Origin of the sequence: Microtetraspora malaysiensis, assembly GCF_001528665.1 — a bacterium.
Taxonomy (GTDB): Bacteria; Actinomycetota; Actinomycetes; order Streptosporangiales; family Streptosporangiaceae; genus Microtetraspora_A; species Microtetraspora_A malaysiensis.
Genome location: NZ_BBYJ01000024.1, coordinates 244,888 through 269,466, shown reverse-complemented (window position 1 = coordinate 269,466; position 24,579 = coordinate 244,888). Strand labels below are relative to the sequence as shown.

General features: G+C 68.9%; 21 protein-coding genes. 12 read left to right on the top strand and 9 right to left on the bottom strand.

From position 1 onward, the window contains the following. Window positions 1–496: 496 nt before the first annotated feature. Window positions 497–1,153, bottom strand: coding sequence for a response regulator (locus AWQ71_RS29655; protein ID WP_067138932.1), 657 nt, complete (start codon window positions 1,151–1,153; stop codon window positions 497–499). Further along, window positions 1,150–2,361, bottom strand: coding sequence for a sensor histidine kinase (locus AWQ71_RS29650; RefSeq protein WP_067138929.1), 1,212 nt, complete (start codon window positions 2,359–2,361; stop codon window positions 1,150–1,152). Before AWQ71_RS29650 ends, AWQ71_RS29655 begins: the two co-directional genes overlap by 4 nt. 513 nt (window positions 2,362–2,874) lie before the next feature. On the opposite strand from AWQ71_RS29650, the gene AWQ71_RS29645 reads away from it, so the two are divergent. After that, window positions 2,875–3,333, top strand: coding sequence for a hypothetical protein (locus tag AWQ71_RS29645; protein ID WP_067138926.1), 459 nt, complete (start codon window positions 2,875–2,877; stop codon window positions 3,331–3,333). Between the two features lie 336 nt (window positions 3,334–3,669). Here the strand turns inward: AWQ71_RS29645 and AWQ71_RS29640 are convergent, their stop codons facing one another. After that, the gene (locus AWQ71_RS29640; protein ID WP_084259423.1) at window positions 3,670–4,632 is read right to left on the bottom strand and encodes a phosphotransferase; all 963 of its coding nucleotides are present in this window, start codon (window positions 4,630–4,632) and stop codon (window positions 3,670–3,672) included. Between the two features lie 1,777 nt (window positions 4,633–6,409). Here AWQ71_RS29640 and AWQ71_RS29635 point away from each other — a divergent pair. Then, window positions 6,410–7,969: an HNH endonuclease signature motif containing protein gene (locus AWQ71_RS29635; protein WP_157570648.1), complete on the top strand. Its 1,560-nt coding sequence runs from the start codon at window positions 6,410–6,412 to the stop codon at window positions 7,967–7,969. A gap of 749 nt (window positions 7,970–8,718) precedes the next feature. Here the strand turns inward: AWQ71_RS29635 and AWQ71_RS29630 are convergent. The 3 genes from AWQ71_RS29630 to AWQ71_RS29620 form a co-directional block, all read right to left on the bottom strand. Then, a complete protein-coding gene (locus AWQ71_RS29630; RefSeq protein WP_067138917.1) occupies window positions 8,719–9,894 on the bottom strand; it encodes a GDSL-type esterase/lipase family protein in 1,176 nt (391 codons plus the stop codon). A 93-nt stretch (window positions 9,895–9,987) separates the two neighbouring features. Beyond that, a complete protein-coding gene (locus AWQ71_RS29625; protein WP_067138913.1) occupies window positions 9,988–10,557 on the bottom strand; it encodes a TetR/AcrR family transcriptional regulator in 570 nt (189 codons plus the stop codon). Between the two features lie 348 nt (window positions 10,558–10,905). Then, complete coding sequence (locus AWQ71_RS29620) at window positions 10,906–11,610, bottom strand: GNAT family N-acetyltransferase (RefSeq protein ID WP_067138910.1); 705 nt, start codon at window positions 11,608–11,610, stop codon at window positions 10,906–10,908. A gap of 696 nt (window positions 11,611–12,306) precedes the next feature. Between AWQ71_RS29620 and fabG the strand changes: the two genes are divergently transcribed. The 5 genes from fabG (at window position 12,307) to AWQ71_RS29595 (ending at window position 16,870) form a co-directional block, all read left to right on the top strand. Beyond that, the gene (fabG, locus tag AWQ71_RS29615) at window positions 12,307–13,068 is read left to right on the top strand and encodes a 3-oxoacyl-ACP reductase FabG (protein ID WP_067138907.1); all 762 of its coding nucleotides are present in this window, start codon (window positions 12,307–12,309) and stop codon (window positions 13,066–13,068) included. A gap of 28 nt (window positions 13,069–13,096) precedes the next feature. Continuing rightward, window positions 13,097–13,549, top strand: a complete 453-nt coding sequence (locus AWQ71_RS29610; protein ID WP_067139057.1) for a MaoC family dehydratase — start codon at window positions 13,097–13,099, stop codon at window positions 13,547–13,549. Window positions 13,550–13,777: 228 nt separating this feature from the next. Next, entirely contained in the window at window positions 13,778–14,584 is an 807-nt protein-coding gene (locus tag AWQ71_RS29605; RefSeq protein WP_067138905.1) for an enoyl-CoA hydratase/isomerase family protein, read from the top strand. Then, complete coding sequence (locus tag AWQ71_RS29600) at window positions 14,584–16,224, top strand: AMP-binding protein (protein ID WP_067138903.1); 1,641 nt, start codon at window positions 14,584–14,586, stop codon at window positions 16,222–16,224. The genes AWQ71_RS29605 and AWQ71_RS29600 overlap by 1 nt, the downstream gene beginning before the upstream one ends. Then, window positions 16,217–16,870 carry a DUF6308 family protein gene (locus AWQ71_RS29595; RefSeq protein WP_067138901.1) on the top strand — a complete coding sequence of 218 codons (654 nt, stop codon included), beginning with the start codon at window positions 16,217–16,219 and terminating at the stop codon, window positions 16,868–16,870. Before AWQ71_RS29600 ends, AWQ71_RS29595 begins: the two co-directional genes overlap by 8 nt. Before the next feature lie 227 nt (window positions 16,871–17,097). Here AWQ71_RS29595 and AWQ71_RS29590 read toward each other — a convergent pair whose 3' ends face one another. Together AWQ71_RS29590 and AWQ71_RS29585 are read right to left on the bottom strand one after the other, a co-directional pair. Then, on the bottom strand, window positions 17,098–17,298 hold the full coding sequence (locus tag AWQ71_RS29590; protein ID WP_067138899.1) for a hypothetical protein: 201 nt from the start codon (window positions 17,296–17,298) through the stop codon (window positions 17,098–17,100). Further along, entirely contained in the window at window positions 17,295–17,813 is a 519-nt protein-coding gene (locus AWQ71_RS29585) for a carboxymuconolactone decarboxylase family protein (protein WP_067138897.1), read from the bottom strand. The genes AWQ71_RS29590 and AWQ71_RS29585 overlap by 4 nt, the downstream gene beginning before the upstream one ends. Before the next feature lie 298 nt (window positions 17,814–18,111). Here AWQ71_RS29585 and AWQ71_RS29580 point away from each other — a divergent pair, with 298 nt between their 5' ends. Continuing rightward, window positions 18,112–18,684: a TetR/AcrR family transcriptional regulator gene (locus AWQ71_RS29580; RefSeq protein ID WP_067138895.1), complete on the top strand. Its 573-nt coding sequence runs from the start codon at window positions 18,112–18,114 to the stop codon at window positions 18,682–18,684. Window positions 18,685–18,730: 46 nt separating this feature from the next. Here the strand turns inward: AWQ71_RS29580 and AWQ71_RS29575 are convergent, their stop codons facing one another. Then, window positions 18,731–20,248, bottom strand: coding sequence for a PucR family transcriptional regulator (locus AWQ71_RS29575; protein WP_169806663.1), 1,518 nt, complete (start codon window positions 20,246–20,248; stop codon window positions 18,731–18,733). 494 nt (window positions 20,249–20,742) lie between these two features. Between AWQ71_RS29575 and AWQ71_RS29570 the strand changes: the two genes are divergently transcribed. The 4 genes from AWQ71_RS29570 to AWQ71_RS29555 are packed head-to-tail and all read left to right on the top strand — an operon-like array spanning window position 20,743 to window position 24,570. Beyond that, a complete protein-coding gene (locus tag AWQ71_RS29570) occupies window positions 20,743–21,813 on the top strand; it encodes an ABC transporter substrate-binding protein (RefSeq protein WP_067138891.1) in 1,071 nt (356 codons plus the stop codon). Between the two features lie 24 nt (window positions 21,814–21,837). Continuing rightward, window positions 21,838–22,905, top strand: coding sequence for an ABC transporter ATP-binding protein (locus AWQ71_RS29565; protein WP_067138889.1), 1,068 nt, complete (start codon window positions 21,838–21,840; stop codon window positions 22,903–22,905). Next, the gene (locus AWQ71_RS29560) at window positions 22,883–23,758 is read left to right on the top strand and encodes an ABC transporter permease (RefSeq protein ID WP_067139054.1); all 876 of its coding nucleotides are present in this window, start codon (window positions 22,883–22,885) and stop codon (window positions 23,756–23,758) included. The genes AWQ71_RS29565 and AWQ71_RS29560 overlap by 23 nt, the downstream gene beginning before the upstream one ends. Before the next feature lie 5 nt (window positions 23,759–23,763). Next, window positions 23,764–24,570, top strand: a complete 807-nt coding sequence (locus AWQ71_RS29555) for an ABC transporter permease (protein ID WP_067138887.1) — start codon at window positions 23,764–23,766, stop codon at window positions 24,568–24,570. Window positions 24,571–24,579 lie beyond the last annotated feature (9 nt).

Here is a 24,579-nt window from a genome sequence, read left to right as displayed (position 1 = left end):
GCGCGCTTCGCAGGGTCATGTCAACGTCCCATTCCTCGGAATCAGGCCCGGCATCAGGCCCGGCATCAGGCCTGACGCATCGGGCCCGACAGATGATCGGCTGAGGCACATGATTCGCCCAGATGCTCCCGGTGCGATCCCGGCCTGCTCCCCTTGTTCTCCTCGTTCGCTCCCCGCGCGCTCCCCTCCGGCTCAACCCAGAGCGAGCGTCACCGATCGAACAGCGCGCCAAGCTGCGGCTCGACGACACGCTGGGCAAGCACGTGGACGGGTTTTCGGCCGAGATCGCGGACCGGGTTACGCCGACGGCCGCAGCGGCTACGGGCCACCCTGCACGGGCCGATGCGTCGGCCGAAGAGCCGGAGGCGACCAAGCAGACCGTGCCGCAGTGGACGAGCCGGCTGTTACTGACCGGCCAAAGGTGCCCGCGGCCTTGGTGAACTCCCCGGAGTCAGGGCCGCGCGTCGGTGGTCAGGATTCGCCCGCAGGGGTCACGTCACCAGCCGGCCGGCTTGACCAGGCCGGAGTCGTAGGACAGGACGACCGCCTGGGCGCGGCTGGCGAGCCCCAGCTTGGCCATGAGCCGGTTGAGGTGCGTTTTGACCGTGCCCTCGCTGACCGATAGGCGCTGGGCGATCTCCTTGTTGGACAGCGCGTGGCCGACAAGGCGCAGTACCTCGGTCTCACGGGTGGTCAGACGGTCGAGCTCCGGGGGAGGGGCGGCGGCGGGCGGGTCGACGAAGGCCTCGATCAACCGTCTGGTGGCGGTGGGCGCGAGCAGGATGTCGCCCGAGGCGACCGTGTGAATCGCGGCGATGAGGCGCTCTGGCGGAGTGTCCTTGAGCAGGAAGCCTCCCGCGCCCAGCCGCAGCGCGTTGTAGACGTACTCGTCCAGGTCGAAGGTGGTCAGGATGAGGACCTTGGGCGCGGGCGGCTCGGCGGCGGCCAGGATCCGTTCGGTGGCATGGAGTCCATCCATCCCCGGCATCCGGATGTCCATGAGAACGACCTCGGGCCGGAGCGTGGCGGCGAGCCGTACCGCTTCCTCGCCGTCGGCGGCCTCGCCCACCACCGTCAGTCCCGCCGCGCGCAGGAGGGCCGCCAGGCCGGCACGGATGAGCACCTGATCGTCGACCACCAGCACGCTGATCATGAACCTGCTTCACTCGACCTCGCCGGGTGGGGCAGCGGGAAGATCGTCAGCACCTCGAAGCCGCCCTGCGGCAACGGGCTCGCCTTGAGCGTGCCCTGATAGAGCTTGACACGCTCGGTCATACCGATCAAGCCGTTGCCGCCAGATCCCGGCTCCGGCCACACAGAGGCGGCGCCGGAGCCGTCATCGGTGACGCGTACGGTGAGCGTGGACCAGCCGTACGTGATCGCCACCTCCACCCGGGCGGGCCCGGCATGCTTGAGCACGTTGGTCAGCGACTCCTGGACGATCCGGTAGGCGCACACCTCCAGTCCGGGCGGCAACGGCCGCACCGTGCCCTCGACGATCATCTCGACGGACAGGCCCGCCGCACGGAGCCGCTCCGCGAGGGCGTCGAGGTCCCTCAGCCCCGGTGCGGCGGCGTACAGCCCCTCGTCGTCCTCGTGCGCCTCGATCCGAAGGATCGACAGCAGGCGCCGTAACTCGTTGAGTGCCTCATGGCTGGTGTCCGCGATGACTCCCAGCGTCGCGTGCGCCGTGGGGGGATGGGACAGAGCGACGAAGCGGCCGAGACCGGCCTGCACCGAGATCACGGACATGTGATGGGCCACGACATCGTGCAGCTCGCGGGCGATCCGCAGGCGTTCCCGGGTGACGGCTCGGTTGGCGGCGGCGTCCTGCTCTCTGCGGAGCTGCTCGGCGAGCTCGGCGAGCTGCCTGGTGCGCTCTGACAGCAGCCGTACGCTGAGGCCCGCGCCCACCGTACAGGCCGCCATGAGGAGCGACTGCCCGAGCGCCGACAGCAGGGCGACGGTGGCCTGGAGCGACGATCCGTGCGTCCACACGGGCACCACCAACGCGACACCTACCAGGTCGGCCTTCCAGGAGCGGTGGACGGCGACCGTGTAGAGGGCCACCATCATGCCGATGCTGTTGAGGCCCGCATGGTAGCCCTGCATGTGGTAAACGAGCGCCGCGACCGTGACGATCGCCAGGACGGACAGCGGCGCGCGCCTGCGCAGCGCCAGCGGCCCGTTCGCGAGCAAGGTCAGCATCATGGCCGGCAGGTCGACGGGACGTCCCATGTCGGGTCCGTAAAGCTCCCACAGCCAGGTGACGACGACCAGGGAGGAAGCCAGGGCGCTGTCGAGGACCAGGGGGCTGAGCGAGGACAGCCGCCGGAGGCCCGGCGCGGCGCTGAGGGGCATCCGTCACGCTAACTCCGAAACCGGCCGGGGCGCATCAATCCCGAGACATACCACGGGAGTTGCAGTCGGCCACCTTTTGAATGGGCCCCTCGAACGATGGTGCTTTCCGGGGTGACGGGAGGGCGACCCCGCTCATTCATATTGGCCGGTCGCCGCTCATACGGCGGGCGGTACAGCGGGCAGGCCGGGCAGGCCACCGGTGTGTGCTGCCGGTGCCCTCTGTGACTTCCGCAGTAGACGGGAATATTCGCTCAACCCGGGGTGAAGGCGGAAACGGCGAAAAAGCGTACAGACGATTCGAACCGCGGTTTGACGCCGTCGTGCGGGTCTCTCCCTAGGCTTCATGGCGTCGCTCTGTTTTCCACGAGAACTCTGGGAGGAGACTCCTCGTCACACTCACGTCGATACTCACCTCGGGCGTATTCGCGGTGGGAAGTATACGCCCACGAACAGAATCCGGTGTGTTTCTTCTGAGCACGATCAACAGCCGTTCATGACCGAAAGGAAAAGGACATGAAGACGATGATGAAGATCAGTGTCGCGGTAGCGGCAGGTGTGTTCTCGATAACGCCGGTGAGCACATCGAATGCCGCGGCGCAGAGCTTCACCGCCCCGAACGCGGCTGTCGACGCCTCGATGAACTCCGCGGGCGGCCAGACTCTGTCCCTTGCGGCCTCTGCCGAGGCCGCTCGCTGCTCGTGGGGGGCCAACCCGCCCTACTTGAGCGGTCGTACGGTCAACGCCAGCGTCTGGTCATCCAGTTGCCCGGGGGGTTTCCACTACACGGGCGTTCTCCAGCGTAAACGGTGGTACGGGTGGCAGGATCTGGCCAGCAAGTCCTGGTACGGCAGCATCGGATTCTCCCTTAGCAAGGGATGTAAAGCCGGTACGACCTTCACCTACCGCAGCTATGTGGTCGATGGTGTGGGAACCCACAAGTTCAGCCCCCAGCGCCGCTTCAAGTGCCGCTGACCCGGGCGTGATCGTGCAATAGCCTGCGATGGGCCCTTGGCCGGCCAAACTCCGTGAGCTCGCAGAATCCCGCAGGCGGTGGTTCGGTTCCCGAATGGTGACATTGATCGGTGGCTGACGGCCCGGTATCGCGGATATCCTCCGACGCTCCTCAGGTAAGCGATCAGGCCTGCGCTTGGACGTAGCCTTCCGACTGTCTTGCCGACAATGGAGGTTGTGAAGCCCCCGCTCTGCGGGGGCTTCACTCGTCTTCGGGATCAACCGGAACAACCTCACCGCACTCTTCCTCCTCCAATCCCGACAGAATTGGCTTTGAGGGAGCTATCGGTTAATGGACTATTCGAGAGGAAACTTGGCTATGTCAACCGTGGCAAGGTCGATGAGGAACGCCTGCTTGTGTGGATCGTCCCAGTCATCGCACTCGGCGGCGTCAATGAGGGTCCATGTACCCCATTCGAGGAGCATGTAGCGAAGCGCCGTAGGCCACAATGCGATCTCGCTGTCGGTGAGCTCGACATGGCGACGGTATGCTGTCAGGAACGCCGCCCATTCACCCCTGGTGAACAGCCGAGGCGGAGAGCCGGTCGATTCATAGTGGAACAGCAGCGCGGACAGCGCCAGATCCAGCAACCTCGGAGCGTATTCGGCATTGTCGGGGTCGATCAGGACGGGCCCGTCCTCGGCATACACCAGATTGTTCGCCTTGAAGTCCATGGAGACCACGGCTCTGGGAAGGTCCGCGTCGCGCACCGGCGGCAGCGTCTCGGTCATGAAGGACACAAGCCATGGGGACATCCTGGACAGCACCACGTCGAGGAGGTCAGGCGTGTACTTACCCAGCACGCGCTGCAGGCCGGTCACATCCTCCTCGACCGAGGCCGCGTCGTGGTCAGGCCAGGGAAACCGTGGCATGTCCTCGTCGGGCACCTGAGCTGAGTGAACACGACCGAGGAGATCGCCGGCCGCGGTGATGTCGGCCGTCGATCCGTCATAGGGCCGGCCTTCGACCCACGGGTAGGCCACCCATACCCGGTCGCCGATCTCCGCCGGGTTCTCCATGGAGAGCGGAAGCGGGGTCACCGCGTGCACGTCCTGCGCGACAAGGGCGCGGAGCCAGCGGGAGATCGCGGCGGCAGCGGTCACGGGGCCTGTCGTCCGTTTGACGACGGCCTTCATCCCGCCTGTTCGAATAGGAAAGACCGGGGCGTAGAGATAGCATGACTCATCTGGTCGGTCACCTTCCGTGATGGAAAAATGCTCGAACACGTCGGGGTAATCGCGCGCCTGTTCATATGCCATGCTCTTTGCTCCGAGTTAATTGCCGCTGAATGGTGTGAACGTTCACACTTCAAGTCGTGTTCTGCGAGGGTATGGCCGAATATTAGCCGACGGGATGGTCGTGCGCCCCGAGGGGGCGGGTGAGCCCGCCTGGCCATAGCGCAGAACTCGGCCGATTATCTTTGGTCTGGCCCGGTCGGGCTATATCTGCACTGGGTGGGAGCCTGCCGTGTTTTTCGATAACGCTGCGGGGTTAACGAATTCAGTCGCCGTTCTGTCCCCCTCCTGCTGGTGAATTTCCGGCCCGGCCGGGTTCTCGCTTCGCGGGATCCTGCGAATCGGCCGGGCCGACCAGCCCATTGGCCCGCGCCGGGCGCTCTTCTCCGGCGAACGCGGCGACCGTCTTGGAGTAGGCCGGCCGGCGCGCCGCCTCCACCACACCCTCCACGGCACCAACGACCCACAGGTGCCAGAGACTGAGATGCCCAGTCGAGTCGAAGGGGGTGGCCGCGATCGCTGCGATCGCGCCGTCACGCCAGAGCGTGAGCGACTTCGGCGATATCCGATCGACAGTCGTCGACCGTGCTGGTGCTTGTCGCCGGTGGTGCGAGCCCGAATGGTGGGCGCGGCGCTGAAAGGGTGCAGCGGCGGCAGCCTGGGTCCTGCTCGTCGTGTACTTGGCCCGCGCGGGGTGGCGGACCTGGTGAACCACCGGCGCCCCCGGCGTCCTGAGCCACACCGGCAATCCTGCCGACGCCACGCGAGACCGAGACATCCGCTGACCGCTACTGCGCAGGCGCCCCACCCTCGCCCGCCGCCAACTCGTGGAGTCGGCAGCGATGACGCCGACACCGGACACGCCGACACCGGACACGCCGACATGAGGGGCCTCGACTCCAGAGGCGTTGATATCAGAGGCGCTGGCCTTGGCGCGCCCTCTCCGGCGGCGAATGCCCACCAAACAGAATGCTGTACACAGTGCTGACAAATAGTGCAAGTGTGATTACTTAGAGTTGTCTATCGAACGCGTGAGCGATATTCTCGCAGAGGCTCGACCGTCAGACCGGGAGGGGAGGTGCGCAGAGATGATGCTTTCGGGTGGCGTGCTGTTGTCGCGCCGACCGGAGGACGCTCCTCCGTCCCGGCCGTCTGACGCGCCTTCCACGTCCCCGCGACGGCGGCGCGGGTCCAGGCGGCATACGCCGTTCATCGGATCCGGTCGCTTCTCCGGTGACTCCTACGGGGCGGTGCTCCTCGATCACGCCCGCAGCTCCGGCGGCCGCGAAGGAGCCCTTGATCCCGCCCCACACGACCCGGCCCACCCTGACGAGCGAGCCGTGCGACGCGGTCAGCCGGACGCCACGGCGTGCTCTGACGGGCGAGGTGGGCGACGCGGCGAGCCGAGCGAGACGTCGTGGCCAGGCAGCGTGGCCTGGGGTCAGAGGTCGCCCGCGATGTCCTGGGCGCGGCGGCTGCTCGGCCTCCCGGATGCTGCGGAAGACCAGAAGCCTGACAGCGGCGGACGGCGGTCAGATCCAGCGCGATCGCCGATCGCGCCCGCGCCCGCGCCCGCAGAGCCCACCCGGTCCCGCGCGAAGACGGCCGACCCAAGGGAAGAGGCCAACGGCGGTGGCGAGCCGCGGCCCGGGTACGACCGTGACGACCTGTCGGCCTGGGACGGGATCTGGCAAGGCCGCCGCTCCACCCTCAGCGAGCCGTCCGTGAACCGTCCCCTGCGGGCCGGTCGGGATGATCAGCAGCAGAACGACTCGGGCCGACAGGGCAAGGCCGGCACCGCTTGAGCGAGGCTCAGCTGGGCGTGGGCCGCGTTCGCGAGGACGAGCAGCGTCCGGGCCGCGCCCCGCAGGACACAGACGCACAGGGATCAGATTGGCGTGGCGGTGACCGGTGGGCCGGTGGCGATGCTGCCGCCGATGGCCAGGGCGCTGATGACCGGGGCGATGCCACCGGCCGGCGAAACGCTGGTGCAGGCAGCGCTGACGGTGACGGCCAGAACGGTGCGGGCCCGGATGCTGCTGGTGGTGATAGCCGGATAGCGGACTGGCCCGACCTGAACCTGGCCGGACGCGACGTCATCGACCTGCTCGCCCGTGCCGAGCGGCTGGCCGCAGCTGCGGGAAAGGTTCCAGGCGAGACCAAGACCGGGGCTGGAGCCGAGACCGAGACCGGCCCTGGCGCCAGGGCTGGGACCAGTACCGAGACCGGCGCTGGGATCGAGGTTGAGGTGGCGATGGCAGAGATCGTCGCCCTGGCCCGCGCGATCGATCTGGCCGAAGCCGCGATCGCCGCCCGCCTCCCGATAGCCGAAGCGGGTAAAGGCCAGCACCTGTTCGGGCGGCGGTCGATCGGAGCATGGCTGGCATCCGCCACCGGGTCACGCACCGCCCGCGCCGGAGAACGCGTCACACTGGCGCGGCAACTCCCTCGCCTGCCCCACACCGCCCGCCTGTTCGCCTCCGGCCGTCTGTCATACGGGTATGCGACGACGATCGCGTCCGCCACCCGGCATCTGGACGACGCCGAAACCGAACTGGCCGAACCGATCCTGGTCCAGCTTGCACAAGCGTCGGCGTCGGCGTCGACGGTGGAGGACGTGGCCCGCGCCGGCCACACCATCATCGAGACCATCGACCCGGACGGGAGGCTGGCGCGGGCGGCAGCCAAGACCGAACGCCAGCACCTGACCATCTCCGACACCACCGACGGGATGGGCCGCGTCAGCGGGCTGCTCGACCCAGAGCTGAAGATGCAGCTGAAGACCTGGCTGGAACCGCTGGCGGCCAAAACCGACAGCACCGACCTGCGCAGCCGCCCCCGCCGCATGGCCGACGCCCTCGCCATCCGCCTATCGCAGGGCGGGCGGCGGACCGTGATGCACGTGTCGGTGACCGAGCAGGCCCTGACCGGCCAATCGGAGGAACCGGCCTTTTTGGAGGACGGCACCCCGATCCCCGCGCAGGACGCCCGCCGGATGGCCTACACCGCCGAACTGAGGCGGGTGCTCCGCGACGCGGACGGGATCGTGAAGGATTTCGGGCGGGCGCGCCGGCTGGCCTCGGCCGATCAGCGGGAGGCGATCCTGGCCATGTATCGGACCTGCTGTCGTGAAGGGTGTGACGTCCCCGCTTACCTGGCCGAGGTCGACCACATCGAGCCCTGGTACCCGACCGGCCGCACGAACTTGGACAACCTGGCGCCGTTGTGTGCGGCGGATAACAAGTGGAAGTCCCGTCACCCGGATCGGGTAGAGGTGATCGATCAGGGGGACGGGACCGTGTCGATGCGGTTCCACCGGTATTCCAAGCTCCGCCCCCGACGCTGGACCGACAGACAGTGACCAACAATCACTGAACAACGACCCCGTGACCCGCCACCGTGATCAGCGGGCTGCGAGCTGCGAGCTGCGAACAGCGCTTGGCGAGCCGTGGCCTACCAGCCGTGATCAGCGAGGTTGATCGCGGCGGCCACCCGGCGATCCGGCCCCCCACGGGCCGGGCCCGCAGCATGCCCGAACTCCACCCGCCCTGGACCCGACGTACGCCGGGCTGACGCTCAGCGGGCAGGCGCCCATGCCACCGCCACAGCAGAGGCCGCCGCAGGTGGGGCAGCCACGGGAGGGGCCGCCGCGGGTGGGGACGCCACGGGGGCCGCCACAGCCGAGACCACCACAGGAAGGAGCGTCATAGGAGGGGGCACCGGAACCTCCGGCGCCGTCCCAGTCGCCGAGCACTGACCCGGCATCGGCTGCGTTCCAGCGCTATGGTCCAATCGCCACGCTCACCGGCGTCCGGTGGTCGTACGGACACAGCGGCGGCGCCCACAACGGTGCCTCGACCTTGCTGGAGTTCAATCCGGAGCGTCGGCGGGCGGCGTGACCGTGATGGCCACAGCGGGTACGTGACAGTGATCCTTTGCGGCTGCGAGGAGGCCTCCATCCAGGATCCCGTCCCTGGCCTGGAAGCTGATCACGAGTGGGGGCAGCGAACGGGAACCGCACGGCGGCCTCGGGTCTCGGTGGGCCGGTAGCGGTCCACGTCATTCCGTACCGTGCGGCTGCTGCGCTACCTCTGCGTGACTACGGCTTGGTCAGCCGGTCTTGGTGGTGAAGGGGCCGCCGTCGCCGAACGCGAGCCGCGCGAACTTCTCGGCGATGTGGCGGTGCCCTGCGGAATCAGGGTGGACCTCATCGGGCAGCGGGAGTTCGGCGTAGTCGGTCCCGCCGTACAGGTCACGGCCGTCGAGGTGGTGCAGGTTCGGGTCGTCGGCCGCCCGCTGTTTGACGATCCGGGCGAGTTCGTCGCGGATGATGTTGAGTGTCAGGCGCCCGGCGGCGCGTTCGGCTGGATCACCCGTGGCCTTGAAACGCAAGGTCCCGCCGTCGAAGTCGGGCGCGAGGGGGCCGGGGGTGTCCTCCTGGACCGGGCACAGGATGGGGGACACGACCAGCAGCGGCGTGGTCGGATGCCCCTCGCGGATGGTGTCCAGGAAGCCGTGGACCGCAGGGGTGAAGGCGCGCAGGCGCATCGCGTCGGTGTTGACGACGTTGATGCCGATCTTGAGGCTGATCAGGTCCGCGGGGGTGTCCCGCATCGCGCGGGCGGTGAACGGGTCGAGCAGTGCGCTGCCGCCGAACCCCAGGTTGACCAGCTCCACTCCGCCCTGGGCCGCGGCCAGGGCGGGCCAGATGGCGGTCGGGTGGGCGGCGTTCGAGCCGTGGCTGATGGAACTGCCGTGGTGCAGCCACACCCTGCGCCCGCTGTCCGGCGCCGGCTCGACCGGGGCGTCGGTGCGCAGGGCGATCAGCTCGGTGATCTCCGTATGCGGAAGCCAGATTTCGACGTCCTTGTCACCCGCCGGCAGATCAGTGAATCGGGCGGTGCCGGCGGGCCCCTCGCGCAGTTCGACGGACTGGGCGGTCATGTCGATCATGCGGACATTGCCGCCGGTCACCGTGGCCTGGGCAGCGAGCCGGCCATCGACCAGCAGGTCGTACACGCCGTCCGCCGGGGCCGGGAGACCTCGGTAGGCCCTCTTGGTGGGGAGCGTGTCCAGTTCGATGGCGGTGGCCCGGGTGCGGAAGGCCAACCGCACGCCGGAGGGCTGGGCCTCGGCCATGGCCAGTTGGTCGTCGGGGATCTGGCGGCGAGCCCGCGCGGGCAGCCGATGCGGCAGCAGGCCGTGCGCCGTGCGTTCCAGGTCGAGGAAACCGCGCAGGAGGTCTGCGGTGACAGGTGTGGTGATCCAGTCGTGCTCAGCGTTCATCGGCCCCGGCCTGTTCATCAAGATTTCTGGATTGTTCAGATGCGCCGGCGCGCGGCGCGGCGGACCGCCTCCGGTGGTGCGGCCCTCTGCTGGTCAGAGTGTGGTTCCGTTCCGCAGCAGAGCGTCGAGGGAGTCCAAGATCCAGGCCCAGGAATCCTGCGAGTCGACGGCGGTGTGGCTGAAGCCTCCGGCCAGTTCCAGGCTGACGTAGCCGTGGAAGACGCTGCCCAGCATCCGGACCGCGTGTGTCTGGTCCGGCTCCGTCAGGTCGTAGCCGCGCAGGATCGCCCGCGTCATCTGGGCGTGCCTGACGCCGGCGCTGGCGGCCGCCGTCTCGGGGTCGAGCTTGAGCCGGGCCGCGGCATAGCGGCCGGGATGTTCCCGGGCGTAGTCGCGGTAGACGTTCGCGAAGGCGGTCAGGGCGTCCTTCCCGGACCGGCCGGCCAGGGCGTCAGCGGCCCGGTCGGCGAGTTCCTCCAGAGCGAGCAAGGCGATCTTGGTCTTGAGGTCCTGGGAGCTCTTCAGGTGCGAGTACAGACTCGCGACCTTGACATCGAACCGCCGGGCGAGCGCCGAGACGGTCACGTGTTCGAAGCCGACCTCGTCAGCCAGATCCGCACCCGCCTGGGTCAACCGTTCCGTGGTCAGCCCTACTCGAACCATTACCCTTCTCCCATCTAGCGACAACCATTATGTATTTGCCTAATTCTTTTAGGCAAACTGGTCCCACTCATGAAGTCGCTGACAGGGCAAGAGGTCCGCACCGCGTTCGTGAACCGCACCAAGGGCGAGGCGAAGCGGCCTGCCCGTACTCCCGGGACGCGGAGACGACGTCGTCGTCCACCGGAAGCGCGCCACGCGCTGATCCGCGGGATGGCGGACGCCGAACTCTGGTCCGACGTGGCCGATGCGGGGAAACGCATGCCGTTGCCACGTACCGGCCGCCAAGTTGCGGGGTGCCGCCCGTCACCGCTGCGCCATGAGGGTGGGGATCCCCCACCCTGACATCCGTTACGGCGTCCGGAACCCGCGGAACGTCACGGGCTTTCGGACCACGAAGCCGAGCCGTTCGTAGAGTGCGCGCGCGGGGGTGTTGGCTTCGGCCACGTGGAGGAACGGTTGATCGTTCCGAGACGTGATACGTGCGACCAGGGCGCGCACCAGGCGGGCGGCATGACCTCGCCCGCGAGCTTCGGGGGCGGTGCAGACGGCGCTGATCTCGGTCCATCCAGGGGGACGGAGCCGTTCGCCCGCCATGGCGACCAGGGCGCCGTTCTCGCGGATACCCAGATAGGTGCCGAGTTCGTGAGTTCGAGGCCAGAACGGTCCCGGTTGGGTCCGCGCGGTGAGCTGAAGCATCTCGGACACGTCGTCGACGCCCAGTTCGACTATCCCCGAGTCGGGCTCGGCTTCGGCGTCACCGGGGTGGCTGCCCGCGGGACAGATCATCTGGAAGCCGCCGAGAGCGAAGACCGGCTCCCAGTCCGCAGGCGGGGTCGCCGGGCAGCTGAACAGATCGGCGAGTTCGCCGCGACCGAGCATTCGCGCGAGGTCGGCCCACTCCGCCGCGTCCGGCTCGGCGGATACCGCGGAGAAGGTCGAGACCTCCGGGAGGTAACCGGCCGCCCGGCCGAGCCGACGGGCCAGGTGCGCGTGGAAGCCGCGGAGCGACTCACGGACCGGGTCGTCGAGCGTGACGGCGTCGCGGTTGACCATTGTGCCGTGCCTTTCGTGTCGTGCGTGGGTGAGTGCCGGCAGTCGCCGGTGTCGTGTCGTGTCGTGCCGTGTACGTGTACGTGTACGTGTACGTGTCGTGCCGTTCGAGCCCACGGTGTTCTGGAGACGACCGACACCGACGCGATCGGTGACCAGCCGTCGAGAGGGTCGTGACCGGGGGTTCTCGCAAAGCGTCGCGCCCGAAGTGGGTTCCCAGGCGCGGTGGCGTTCGCTGATCAACGCGTGGGTACGATCGGCGGCGCTGTCCAGTGGAGTGTCGTCTCCTATGGCTCACCTTCGCGCTGGGCTGCGACCTACGTGCAGCCGCAGTGTAGTCAGGCGGGTTCCTGTCCTCGTGGGGGAGGGGGCCACGCGGCCGGGGACGTGACCCGGCCGGGTGATCAACTCCCTCGACCGGCCGACCGGGGCACGACGACCGCGGCATGTACGATCTACCCTCACGACTCGCACTCGGTCTTCGGCTGTCGAGGCATGCCGAGCATCCGCCGATAACGCTGCCGCGACGTTGAGCGAGCTGTTGTCGGCCTGAGAATCGGGCAAACCGGCCTGTGCCCTCCGTGTCGCCGGGACCAGCCGCTCCCTACGCCGCTGATCGCCCCGCACCTCCCCGAGAAGCCCCGCACCTCCGCTGAGAAGCCCAGCACCTCCCCTGAGAAACAGAATCAAGGAGACGACATGAGCAACACCAACGGCCGTATCGCGATCGTTACCGGGGCCGCCCGCGGAATCGGCGCCGCCATCGCGCAGCGACTCGCCGCGGACGGTCTCGCCGTGGCCGTGCTCGACCTCGACGAGGCTTCCTGCACGCCGGTCGTCGACGTGATCGAGTCCGCCGGCGGTCGCGCGCTCCCGGTCGGCGTCGACGTGTCTGACGCGGCCAGCGTCGATGCCGCGGTAACCCGGGTGGCCGAAGAGCTCGGTGACCCGGCCGTGCTGGTCAACAACGCCGGCATCACCCGCGACAACCTGCTCTTCAAGATGAGCGACGAGGACTGGGACTCGGTGATGAACGTCCATCTGCGCGGGGCGTTCCTCATGAGTCGTGCCGTTCAGCGCTACATGACCGCGAACAAGTGGGGTCGCATCGTCAACCTCTCCAGCACCTCCGCGCTGGGAAACCGCGGTCAGGCCAACTACTCCGCGGCCAAGGCCGGTGTCCAGGGCTTCACGAAGACCTTGGCCATCGAGCTCGGGAAGTTCGGCGTCACCGTGAACGCGATCGCCCCGGGCTTCATCGAGACCGAGATGACCGCCGCGACCGCCGCGCGGGTCGGCGTCACGTTCGAGGAGTTCAAGGCCGCGGCCGCCGCGCAGATTCCGGTGGGCCGCACCGGCAAGCCGGAGGACATCGCCCACACGGTGTCGTTCTTCGTCAGCGAAGGGGCGGCCTTCGTCTCCGGCCAGGTCGTCTACGTCGCCGGCGGCCCCCGCGCCTGAGCGCGCGTCACGCAGGAAAGGAGTGACCGTGAAGGTCTTCCAGGGCATCGAGGAGTTCGAGCAGGCGGTCGGCACCCACCTGGGGTACAGCGACTGGCACACCCTAGGCCAGGATCAGATCGACCTGTTCGCCGACGCGACGGGTGACCATCAGTGGATCCACGTCGATCCGGAGAAGGCGGCGCAGGGCCCGTTCGGCACCACGATCGCGCACGGCTACCTGACGCTGTCGCTCGTGCCGAAGCTGGTCGGGCAGGTCTACCGGGTCGAGGGCCTGAAGATGGGGATCAACTACGGCTGCGACAGGGTTCGGTTCCCCGCACCGGTTCCGGTCGGCTCTCGTGTCCGCGCGGGCGTCGAGCTGGTGTCGCTGACCCCGGGTCCGAGGGGCGTGCGGGCCGTCGCCCGCGTCACTGTCGAGCGCGAGGGGTCGGACAAGCCGGCCTGCGTGGTCGAGACGGTCACGGTTCTGGTGCCCTGATCGGGTAAGCGGTCTGACCTGCGACGTCTCGGCCCCCTTCAAGGTCATTCCCTGGGGATCTTGAAGGGGGCCGAGTGCGCCGTGGTCGCGGGACGGGGGTCGGCGTACCCGGGATCGGAGTCCGGATGGACAAAGGGAGTGCCGGACTCGTTCGCTCTCGACATGTGTCCGATGACAGGCGCGGCGACGCGCCAGTACTTCTTGAACGGGCTCAGGACGAGGAGCGGAATGAAGAGTCATCAAGATCGAGAGCCGGGATCGACGATCGAGTACGCGGCCCGGGACGGGGTGGCGCGGATCGCCCTCAACCGCCCGAGCCGGCTGAACGCCGTCACCCCGGAGCTGGTGCGCGACCTGCTGGAAGGGATCGAGCGGGCGGATCGTGACGAGGCGCGGGTCATCGTGCTCAGCGGGCGGGGCCGTTCGTTCTGTTCCGGCTACGACCTCAAGCACGAGGTGGTCGGAAGTCCGCCGGCCGGCGAGCGCGTCGAACGGCTGCGCCGCATCCAGGCGCTCACCACGAAGCTGCGCGGGTCGGCCGCCTGCGTCATCGCCCAGGTTCACGGATACGCGTTGGGGGCGGGCGCCGAACTCGCGCTCGCCGCCGATTTCGTCGTCGCCGCGGAGGACGCGGTGTTCGGATTCCCCGAGGTGGAGGCCGGTCTGAGCGTGACCGGCGGCGTCTCGGCCATCCTCCCCCGGCTGGTCGGCCCGGCTCGGGCCCGGAGGCTGATGATCCTGGGGGAGCGGGTCGACGGGAAGCAGGCATGCGAGATGGGCCTGGTCAGCCATGTGGCCGCCGGCGGTGAGGTTCCGGCGGTCGTGGATTCGCTGGCCGCGACGGTGCTGAGCCGGCCGAGGGTGGCCGTCGAGGGGGCGAAGCGACTCCTCGAACAGGGGACCTGGGCGGATCTGGACGGTGCGCTCGACGCGGAGGTGGGGTTCGCCCTCCGGGCGCAGGACTCCGGTGAGGCCCGTACCGCGCAGCGGAGTTTCGCCGCGGGCCGCGGCCTTCGAGTGGCGGGAGACAAGTGATGACGGGGACCGGCGGCGACGACGCTGTCAAGGTGCAGGATCTGGCCACGCTGGTACGGCGGGCGGCGAGGCGCTGGCCGCACCGGCGCGCGCTGAGGTTCGATCAACACGACATCGACTACACGTTCGCCGAGCTCGACGAGCTGTCGGACCGCTACGGAGCCGTTCTCGCCGCCCTCGGGATCGGGTACGGCGACCGGATCGCGCTGGTGTTTGACAACCGTCCGGAATATCCGCTGCTGTGGCTGGGCGCGGCCAAGATCGGTGCGGCGGTCGTGCCGGTGAACCCGCGATATTCGGTCAGGGAGCTGACCCGGCTCCTGGACCACGCTGATCCCGCCCTGGTCGTCACCTGCGCCGACCACCTCGATCTCGTGCTCGGCTCGGCGGCCGGAGGCCGTCGCGTCGCCGTGACCGACGCCGAGGGCGGGCCGGGAGTGATCGGCATGGACGGCGTCGCCGCGGGCCGCGCGCCGGACCAGGCGGTCTATCCCGAGACCTTGGCCAACATCCAGTACACCTCCGGCACCACGGGCCACCCCAAGGGGTGCATGCTGTCGCACGGCTACTGGACGGCGATGGTGCGCAAGTACGCGGACGGGTTCCCCCACCTCGGTCCCGACGACGTCCTGCTCACCGCCCAGCCGTTCTACTACCTGGATCCGCAGTGGAGCCTGGCGGCCTGCCTGCTGGTGGGGTCCTCGCTCGTCGTGCTGGACCGGTTCCATCCCACCTCTTTCTGGGACAAGGTGCGCGCGTACCAGGTGACGTACCTGTACTGCATCGGGATGATGCCGACCCTGCTTCTGCGCCAGCCGGAGCAGCCCACCGACCGGGAGCACTCGCTCCGCGCCGTCGCCTGCTCGGGCATTCCGAAGGACATCCATGCCGCGCTCGAGAAGCGGTTCGGGGTGCCCTGGTACGAGGGCTTCGGGATGACCGAGACCGGCGGTGACCTCCGGGTCCTGCCCGACGATCACGACGAGCTGGTCGGCACCGGGTGCGTCGGGCGACCGAACCCGCACCGGGAGGCCCGGATCGTGGACGAGCGGGGGCATGCCGTACCTCGGGGCGGCACAGGGGAGCTGATCCTCCGCGGGGCGGGCATGATGGACGGCTACTACAGGGACGAGACGGCGACCCGCGAGGTGTTCCGCGACGGGTGGTTCCACACCGGCGACCTGGCGCGAATGGACGAACGCGGCCGCGTGTATCTGATGGGCCGGCTGAAGGACATGGCCCGCCGCAGCGGAGAGAACATCGCGTTGAACGAGGTCGAAGCGGTGCTGTGCTCGTCCGAACGGGTCGGCCAGGCGGCCTGCGTCCCGGTCGCCGACGACGTGCGGGGGGAGGAGGTCCACGCGTTTCTCGTCGCCCGCGGGGAGCCGGCGGAGGCAGTGGAGGCGGCGGCGGCCACCCTGGCGGACGTCATCGCGCACGCGAGCGCGAACCTGGCGCCCTTCAAGGTCCCGAGGTACTGGAGTTTCGTGGCCGAGCTGCCGCTGACCCCGTCACAACGGGTGGCCAAGGAGAAGCTGCGTGCCCTGCGGGTCACCGCGTACGACCGCACCACAGGGGAGCAGGTCCGGCTGGGGGCGCCGCCTGCTCCGCACGGGGTCACCGAGCGAGCCGATGCCTGAGCCTCGTCTGAAGATCGCCGGCCACTCGATCCGGGCATCGGACGCCTGGGTGCTTCTCCAGCTGCCACCGGATCTGGAGTTCATCGGATTCGACTACGCCGGCGATCTGCTCAACGACCCGCCGAGCGCGAGTGACGTCGTGGAGTTGCCGGACTTCGGCCGCCTGCTGTTGCTCGGGGTCTCGTTGACACCGGACGACGTCCGCTCGTGCCTGATGGCGGCGGAGCAGGCGCCGTGGTCCTCCGTTCCCGGGGACGCCCGCCTCGTCGAGACTCCGTACGGCGGCGCGGGGACGCCGTACGCCCACGCGACCCTGCTGTACCGGCACTTCCGCTACCGCCATCGGCTCGGGGTCACGATCGCGTCGGCGATTTTGCATCTGAAACGCCCCCACCTGGTGCCGCTGCTCAACGACCGGATTCTCGCGTTCTACAGCGAGCGGGCCGTCGACCTCGCCGCGTCGAGCATGAGCGAGTCCCCGCTGTACTGGGAGGTCTTCCGGCGGGATCTCATCGACAGCGCCCCCGGGATCGACGCGCTACGGCGGAAGCTCGGCGCCGCCGACGACGCGGTGTCACGCGCGTTGTCGCGACTCAGCGATGTACGGCTCTTCGGCATCGTGGTGAACGGCGTCGCGGCGAGCTGATACCTCGTCACCGAAGCCCGTTTCCCCAGGTGAGCCCAGCCGTTTCCGGTGTCCCGCGGAACCATTCCGCGTCCGTTGCACGCCGAAGGATCCCGGGAGATCTCCCGGGGTCCTTCGTTCAGAGCGAGACCGCCGCCTGCCGCAGGTCGTACGGCCGTGCCCTCAGCGGCGAGGCGACGGCATCCGGAGGGAAGGGGTAGCCGCGCCTTTCCTCCCGGATCGCCCCCTCACCGATGACAGACGATGCGCCGGACGGCCGGCGCCGAGACGACCTGGACCTCGGCGACGCCGGGCACCTCGATGTTCACGAAACCGCCCTCGATGGCGAAGCGGACTCCCTGCGCGGCGCCGACCGCGCGACCCTCTCCATCCGTGATCGTGTAGCCGTCGACCAGCTCGACCGATCCGTTTCTCCAGTCCCGGTTCATACGGCGACCTCGGGGAAGTCGAGGTCCGGCTGCGCGAGGTGGTTGAAGTAGTTGGACAGCGTGTTGAGCGCGACGTGGGCGACGATCTCGGCGAGCTCGGCATCCGTCACGTTCTCCGCGCGGGCGCGCGCGAGCTCCACGTCGCCGACCCGGCCCCCGGTACGGATGATCTCCCGGGTGAGGCGCAGCACCGCGTCGTCGTGGGGGTCGGCGTCTCCGGCCTCACGGGTCAGGGCCAGCTCCTCATCGGTCATGCCCATCCGCTTGCCCCGCATCGTGTGCGCGCTCACGCAGTACGTGCACCGGTTCTCCTGCGCGACCAGCAGCGCGATCTTCTCGCGGAGCCGGGCCCGGAGCACTCCACGGGTCAGGTGGTCGCGCATGGCCAGGTACCCGGCCAGGGCGGCGGGGCCGTTCGCGAGGGCCGCGTAGAGGTTGGGCACCTTGCCGAGCTGGCGTCGTGTCTCTTCGAGCAGGCCGTCGGCGTCTTCGGTCAGTTGGGGCAGACGAGACATCGCTTCTCCAAACGGTACTGAGTGGTTCCGTTCGCGAACGGTACTGATCGGTTCCGTTTTGGTCAAGCCGGGCTAAGGAGTGTCTGACAAATGCTGCCCGTAGCGAGCGCGGATCCAGGTGGATGCATCGCAAGGCGGAGGAGGAGGCCGTAGCGGAGCCTACGGCCGACAATCCCGGGCCCCGCGGAAAGTCCGAGCCTGCGAGGACTTTTCGTGGGTGGGGCGTCAACGCAGCGAGGCGCCGTCTGGGCCGCGCGCAGCAGGGCTTGATTTGTCAGACACGACCTAGCATGGGGGGATGCCAAGGAACGCGCGCGAGCGACTTCTCGCCACGGCGGAGGAACTCTTCTACGCCGAAGGGATCAAGTCCGTCGGCGTGGAACGCATCCTCACGGTGTCCGGTGTGGGGCGCGCCTCCTTGTATCGCCACTTCCCCGGCAAGGACGACCTGGTCGTGGCGGTCCTGCGACGGCGCGACGAGAACTGGCGGGCCTGGATGGCCGAGCGGGTGAGCGCGCTCGGCGGCGATCCGCTCAGTGTCTTCGACGCGCTGGCCGAGCGGTTCGCCCGCGCCGACTTCCGCGGCTGCGCGTTCATCAACACCATGGTCGAGTCGGCCGACCCGGACAGCCCTGCCCACCTCGTCGCCGCAGAGCACAAGGAGCGGGTCGTGTCCTACGTCGCGCGCCTTCTCGAAGAGTCGGGCCACCCGCACGCCGACGAGACGGCGCGGGCGATCGCCCTGCTCATGGACGGCGCGATCGTCACCGCGGTGCGGGAGCGCACCCCTGCTTCCGCCGGCCGGGCACGCGCGGTGGCGGCCGCGCTGCTCGCCAGTGGCCCGTCACCCAATCCGGGTACGGCCGATTGATCTCCGGCGGTGCCCCCGCCGGACAGGCTGCCTCTTCGGACCCGGCTCAGAGTCCGGTTCGCAGGATGGCGTGCATCTGCAACGCGATCCCGAAGCTCAGCATCCACTCCGGGCTGCGCGGGTCCTTCCCGGTGAGCTGGGCGACGCGGTCGAGCCGGTAGGAGAGGGTGTGCCGGTGGATGCACAGCTTCTCGGCGGTGGGGCCGGGACGGCAGCCCGTGTCGAAGAAGGCGGTCAGGGTGCTGACCAGCTCCGTGTTGTTGGCGGCGTCATGGCTGATCAGCTCGCCGAGCAGGGTGTCGGCGAACGGCCTCATCACGTTCTGCGGGTCGAGTCCCGCGAGCAGGCCGGGCAGTCCGAGCGACGTGACGTCGTGAATCTGGCCGGCCGTCTGCCCGGAGAACTGGCTGGCCGTCGCGGACTCGCGGATCGCCAGGGCGAGGCTCTCGGCGTCGGTCTTGGGCCGGCTGCGGCCGATCGTGACCGCCTTCCACCCGCGGGTCCGGCACGCCTGCAGGAAGTCCTCGGGCACCGTGCTGTCGACCGGCTGGACCAGGCAGAAGATCTTTCCCTGCAGGCCGCCGACGATGGGTCTCGTGCTCGCCGCCGCGACGTCCTCAAGCAGGGTGAACGCCCGGCTCTCGGGGGTGCCCCGGTCGAGCCGCACCGCGAGGACCCGATATCCCTCGGCGGGTTCGAGCCCGAGCCCGCGCAGTGCGAGCGCCAGCTCGCCGTGGTTCATCGACCCGTCCACCGCGGCGCGCAGGAGTTGCTCGACCGTGGAGCGCTGGGCGTCGCGCCGGGACTTCTCCCGCGCGAAACGGAGCAGCATGGCCGAGCGGGCGCGCTCGACCAGGACGAGCTCGGCGGAGGTCAGCCGGCGGCCGCCGACGTACACGATGGAACCTTCGACCTGGTCGTGCAGGCCCACGCCGACCAGGATCGCGAAGCGGCCGTCGTTCAGCTCGACCTGCGTGGTGTCGATGGGGGGAGACGTCCTCAGCACGGCGTCGAGCTCGGCGGGCACGTTCAGGCTGCGCTGGCCGCGGTGACTCCATGAGGAGACGACGACGCCGGTGTAGTCGACGAACATCGCGTCGAACCCGGACACCTGGCGGGCGGTCAGCTTCAGGATCGTTTCCAGGTCGGCGCCCGCCATGACCGCGGCGACGAGCGAATCGTGCAGTTTCAGGATCCGGGTCAGGCTCGCCCGGCGGAGGCTCTCCACGAGCCGCCGCAGGTCCCGCGCGTACGTCGCGGCGTCGACGGGGCGGGGGCAGCACGCCAGGGAGAGCCCGGAGGCCGCGGCGTCCGCCGTGAGGGCCGATCTGGCCTCGGCCGTCTCCATGCCGACCACCACGAGGGTCCCGGCGGGGCGGGGCAGTTCGCGGATCCTGGCGAGGGCGGCCGGGAGGGCGGCGGCGTCCACGACCAGGATCTCCCCGCGTCCGTGGAAGGCCGACGGCTCCGCGGCGACGGCCTCCACCGGGAGCGCCGCCTCGGCGGTCTTCCGGATGAACGTGGTCGGGTGTTCGAGCGCGCTCAGCGCCGCGGACGAGGACACGTCGAACACACTGGATGTGCTGGCGCGCGTCAAACGTATCTCTCCCTGTGTGCTGTGCTGTCGGCTGGAGCCCGTCACGACCTGGGCCGTCACGGTCTGTGAACTCCCTGCCGGCGATGGCGCGCCCGGGGTCGTGCCGCGCAGCCGACGCCCACTGGTCGGAACCGGTACTTTACCGTTTTTGCCCAAAGTGCCGCGAAGCCGGACAGAACGCCCGTCAGGCCCGATGGCCATCCTGACCGCGTCGGCGGCGGGACCGGAAGCGCCGGACGCACCGATCGCCGCGTTCCGCATTGGCCACTTGGCCAGGTAGGCGCCGTCCAGACTGTCCATCCGTCGGCTGACGTGATTCGGGCGACGTGTGACTCTCTTACGACCGATCCAACGCGGTGGCCGCGATGGATCGTGACAAGCCGTGCGGGCCGGCGCCCGGAGGGGGCGAGTGGCCGGCTGCCGCACTGACCCAAGAGCGGGAGATAACCGTGGTGCGAAGAATGTCGAAGAAAGCGTTCCTGCCGCTTCTGCTTGCTCCGGTGACGGCGCTTTCCGCCTGCTCGGCCGGCGGCACCTCGGATGAGGCCGGCGACGGCACGACGACTATCCGGCTGATGGCCTACGCGACCGGTGGATTCAAGGAAAAGTACATCAAGGCGGTCGTCCAGCCCTTCGAGGCCGCGAACCCGAAGATCAAGGTGGAGTACGACCCGGTCGTCTCGTCCGCGGAGATGCTCGGCAGGCTGCGTACCCAGAAGAGCAACCCGACGGTCGACCTCGCGATCATGGACCTCTCCGTCGCCGAGAGCGCGAACAAGGAGGGCATCTTCACGCCGCTGGACCCCGCGGCGGTCCCCAACATGAAGGACCTCAGCGAGCACGCGAAGGTCCGCGACGGCTACGGTCCGGGCGTCACCTTCGACAACCTGGCGCTCGTCTACAACACCAAGGCCGTGACCACGGCGCCGACGTCGTGGAACGACCTCTGGGATCCCGCGTACAAGGGGAAGATCTCGATCAGTGCGCCGCCGCAGCTGGACGGGATCGGGCTGACCATCATCCTGAGCAAGGACCTGGGCGGGGACTACCAGACCTCCATCGATCCGGCGATCAAGCGGCTGCGCGAGCTCGCGCCGTCCGTGCAGACCTGGAACCCCCAGCCGGACACGTACACGCTGGTCAAGTCCGGAAAGGTGCACCTGGCCCTGGCCTGGAACGCGCGCAGCCAGCTGCAGCACGACGAATCCGACGGCGCGCTGAACGTGGTCCTGCCGAAGGAAGGCAGCATCATGCAGGTCAACACCATCAACCTGGTCAAGGGCGGCAAGCGGGCGAGCGCCGCGCAGACGTTCATCGACTACGCGCTGAGCCCCGACGCGCAGGCCCGGTTCGCCGCGGAGATGTTCTACGCGCCGACCAACACGCTGGCCAAGGTCGATGACGAGGTCGCCCAGCGGACCGTGATGACGCCGGAGAAGCTCAAGACCATGATCGCGGTCGACTGGAGCTGGCTCGCCGAGCAGCGCGCCCAGTGGACCGAGATCTGGCGCAAGGACGTCATCTCGCAGTAGTTCCGGGCAGATCAGGAGTCCAGTGTGGAAGACGCGTATCTCGCACTCAGCAAACTAACGAAGACCTATCCGAACCAGCCCCGCTCGGCCGTGCACGACGTCGACATCGACGTCGCGCGCGGTGAGTTCATCTCACTGCTCGGACCGTCGGGTTGTGGCAAGACCACGACACTGCGCATGATCGCAGGTCTGATCGCCCCCACATCCGGCCACATCCGTGTCGGCGGGACCGACATAACCAACCGCCCTGTCCACAAGCGAGACATGGGCCTGGTGTTCCAGTCCTACGCGTTGTTTCCGCACATGTCGGTAGGAGAGAACGTCGACTTCGGGCTGCAGATGCGCCGGGTCGCCAAAAGCGAACGCCGGCGTCGAGTCGCCGACGCCCTCGACATGGTTCACCTGGCGCACCTCGCGAACCGCCGGGTGAGCCAGCTCTCCGGCGGCCAGGCGCAGCGCATCGCCCTGGCGCGGGCGTTGGTCGTCGAGCCGACCGTGCTGCTGCTGGACGAGCCGCTGAGCAACCTCGACGCGAAGCTGCGTGAGGAGCTTCGCGTCGAGATCCGGCGGATCCAGCAGGAGACCGGGATCACCACGGTTTTCGTCACCCACGACCAGGACGAGGCGCTGGCGATGTCCGACCGGCTCGTGGTGATGTCCGAAGGCCGCGTCGAGCAGGTGGGCGAGCCGTGGGCCGTGTACGAGACCCCGGAGAACCGGTTCGTCGCGGACTTCATCGGCCGGACCAACATGTTCGACGGTCGGGTGGCCGGTCAGAGCGACGGCGTGCTGCGGCTGGAGGTCGACGGGCTCGGGACCCTGTCCGTACGCGCCGCGCGGACCGGCGGGGCGACCGCGACGGTGATGGTCCGGCCGCACCGGGTGCGGATCGATCCCGCCGAGCGGACGGCGAACGAGTTGAAGGGGCGCGTCGTGCAGTCGAGCTATCTCGGCGACGTCGAGTCCGTTGTGATCGACGTCAACGGCACCCGCGTCACGGCGGAACGGACGCACAGCGGCCGGCCGCTGACGGCCGGCGCCACGGTCGCTCTCGGATGGGGTGACGCGGATGCCTACGTCATCCCGCAGTAGCGAAGGCGGCACGCGCAGGGCGGCGGCGGCCGCCCTGCTCACCCCCGGGCTGCTGGCGCTCGGAGTCAGCTTCGTCGTGCCGCTGGTGTGGCTGGCCCGCATGTCCCTCAACCGGACCGTCGGGCCGGCCGAGCTCCAGCCGGACGTGAGCCTGAGCTCCTACGTCGACGTGCTGACCGACGGTTTCATGTGGGAGGTCGCCTGGCACACGTTGTGGCTCGGCGTCCTGGTCACCGTTCTGGCGGTCGCGGTGTCGTACCCCATCGCGCTCTTCCTCGCGCGGACCCGCTCCCGCCTGCGCGGGCTGCTGATGGCGCTGGCCATCGCGCCGCTGCTGACGTCGTCGGTCGTACGCACCTTCGGCTGGCTGATCCTGCTCTCCGACGACGGCATCGTGAACTCCGCGTTGAGCACGCTGGGGATCATCGGCGAGCCGCTCACGCTCACCAACAACGTCACCGGCGTGGTCATCGCGCTCGTCGAGATCATGATGCCGTACGCCATCCTCGCGATGATCGCCGGGTTCGGCCGGGTCTCCAAGGACCTGGAGGACGCGGCCGGATCGCTGGGCGCCGGGCGGCTGCGGTGCTTCGTCCGGATCACGTTCCCGCTGAGCCTGCCGGGCGTGCTCACCGGGGCGCTGATGGTGTTCGTGCTGACCGTCTCCGCGTTCATCACGCCGCGGCTCATGGGCGGCGGCCGGGTATTCGTGATCGCCACCGAGATCTACGACCAGGCCACGACGACGCTGGACTGGCCGCGCGCGTCGGCGCTGGCCGTGCTCCTGTTGCTCCTCTTCGGCGTCTTCCTGGTCCTCTATCAGCGCCTCTTCCGCATGGTTGAAGGAAGGTGAGTGGAATGCGATCTCTCTCCGAGCTGATCTACCGGACCCTCGCCGGGATCGTGGTCGTCTGCAGCTATCTGTTCCTGCTGGCGCCGCTCCTCGTGGTCTTCGTCCTCTCCTTCGGCGCCAGCCCCAACCTGGAGTTCCCGCCCAAGGACTGGACCCTGCGGTGGTACGCCGACCTGGCCGCCAACGGTGAGTTCCTCGAGGGCCTGCGGGTGTCGCTGCTGCTCGGCCTGATCGTGACGGTCGTCTCGCTGGTCGCCGGCGTCACCGCCGCCCTCGCGCTGACGCGGCACCGCTTCCGTGGTCGGGACGCGGTGATCGGCCTGTTCACTTCGCCGTTGCTGCTGCCGAGCGTGGTGCTGGGCCTGGCCCTGCTGCTCGTGCTCGGGCAGGTGGGGCTCGTCGGCACGTATCCGGGTCTGGTAGTCGCGCACCTCGGCCTGACCATTCCGTACGTCGTCCGCACCGTGATGATGAGTCTCGAGGCGGTCGACCCCTCCTGCGAGCAGGCGGCGCGGACCCTGGGGGCCGGCCCCGTCACGACGTTCCGCCGGATCACCCTGCCGCTGATCACGCCCGGCCTGGTCGCGGGCGCGGCGCTGTCGTTCATCATCTCCTTCGACGAGGCCGTGGTGTCGCTCTTCGTGGTCGGCACCGGTACCACCACCCTGCCGGTGGTGGTGTTCCGCTACGTCTCCAACAACACCGATCCGCAGGTCGCCGCGCTGTCGGTGGTCCTCATCGTGTTCTCCCTCGCGGCCGTCGCCCTGATCGAGCGGGCACTCGGCCTGAAGCGCGTCCTGAGTAAGGGCTGATCGATATGA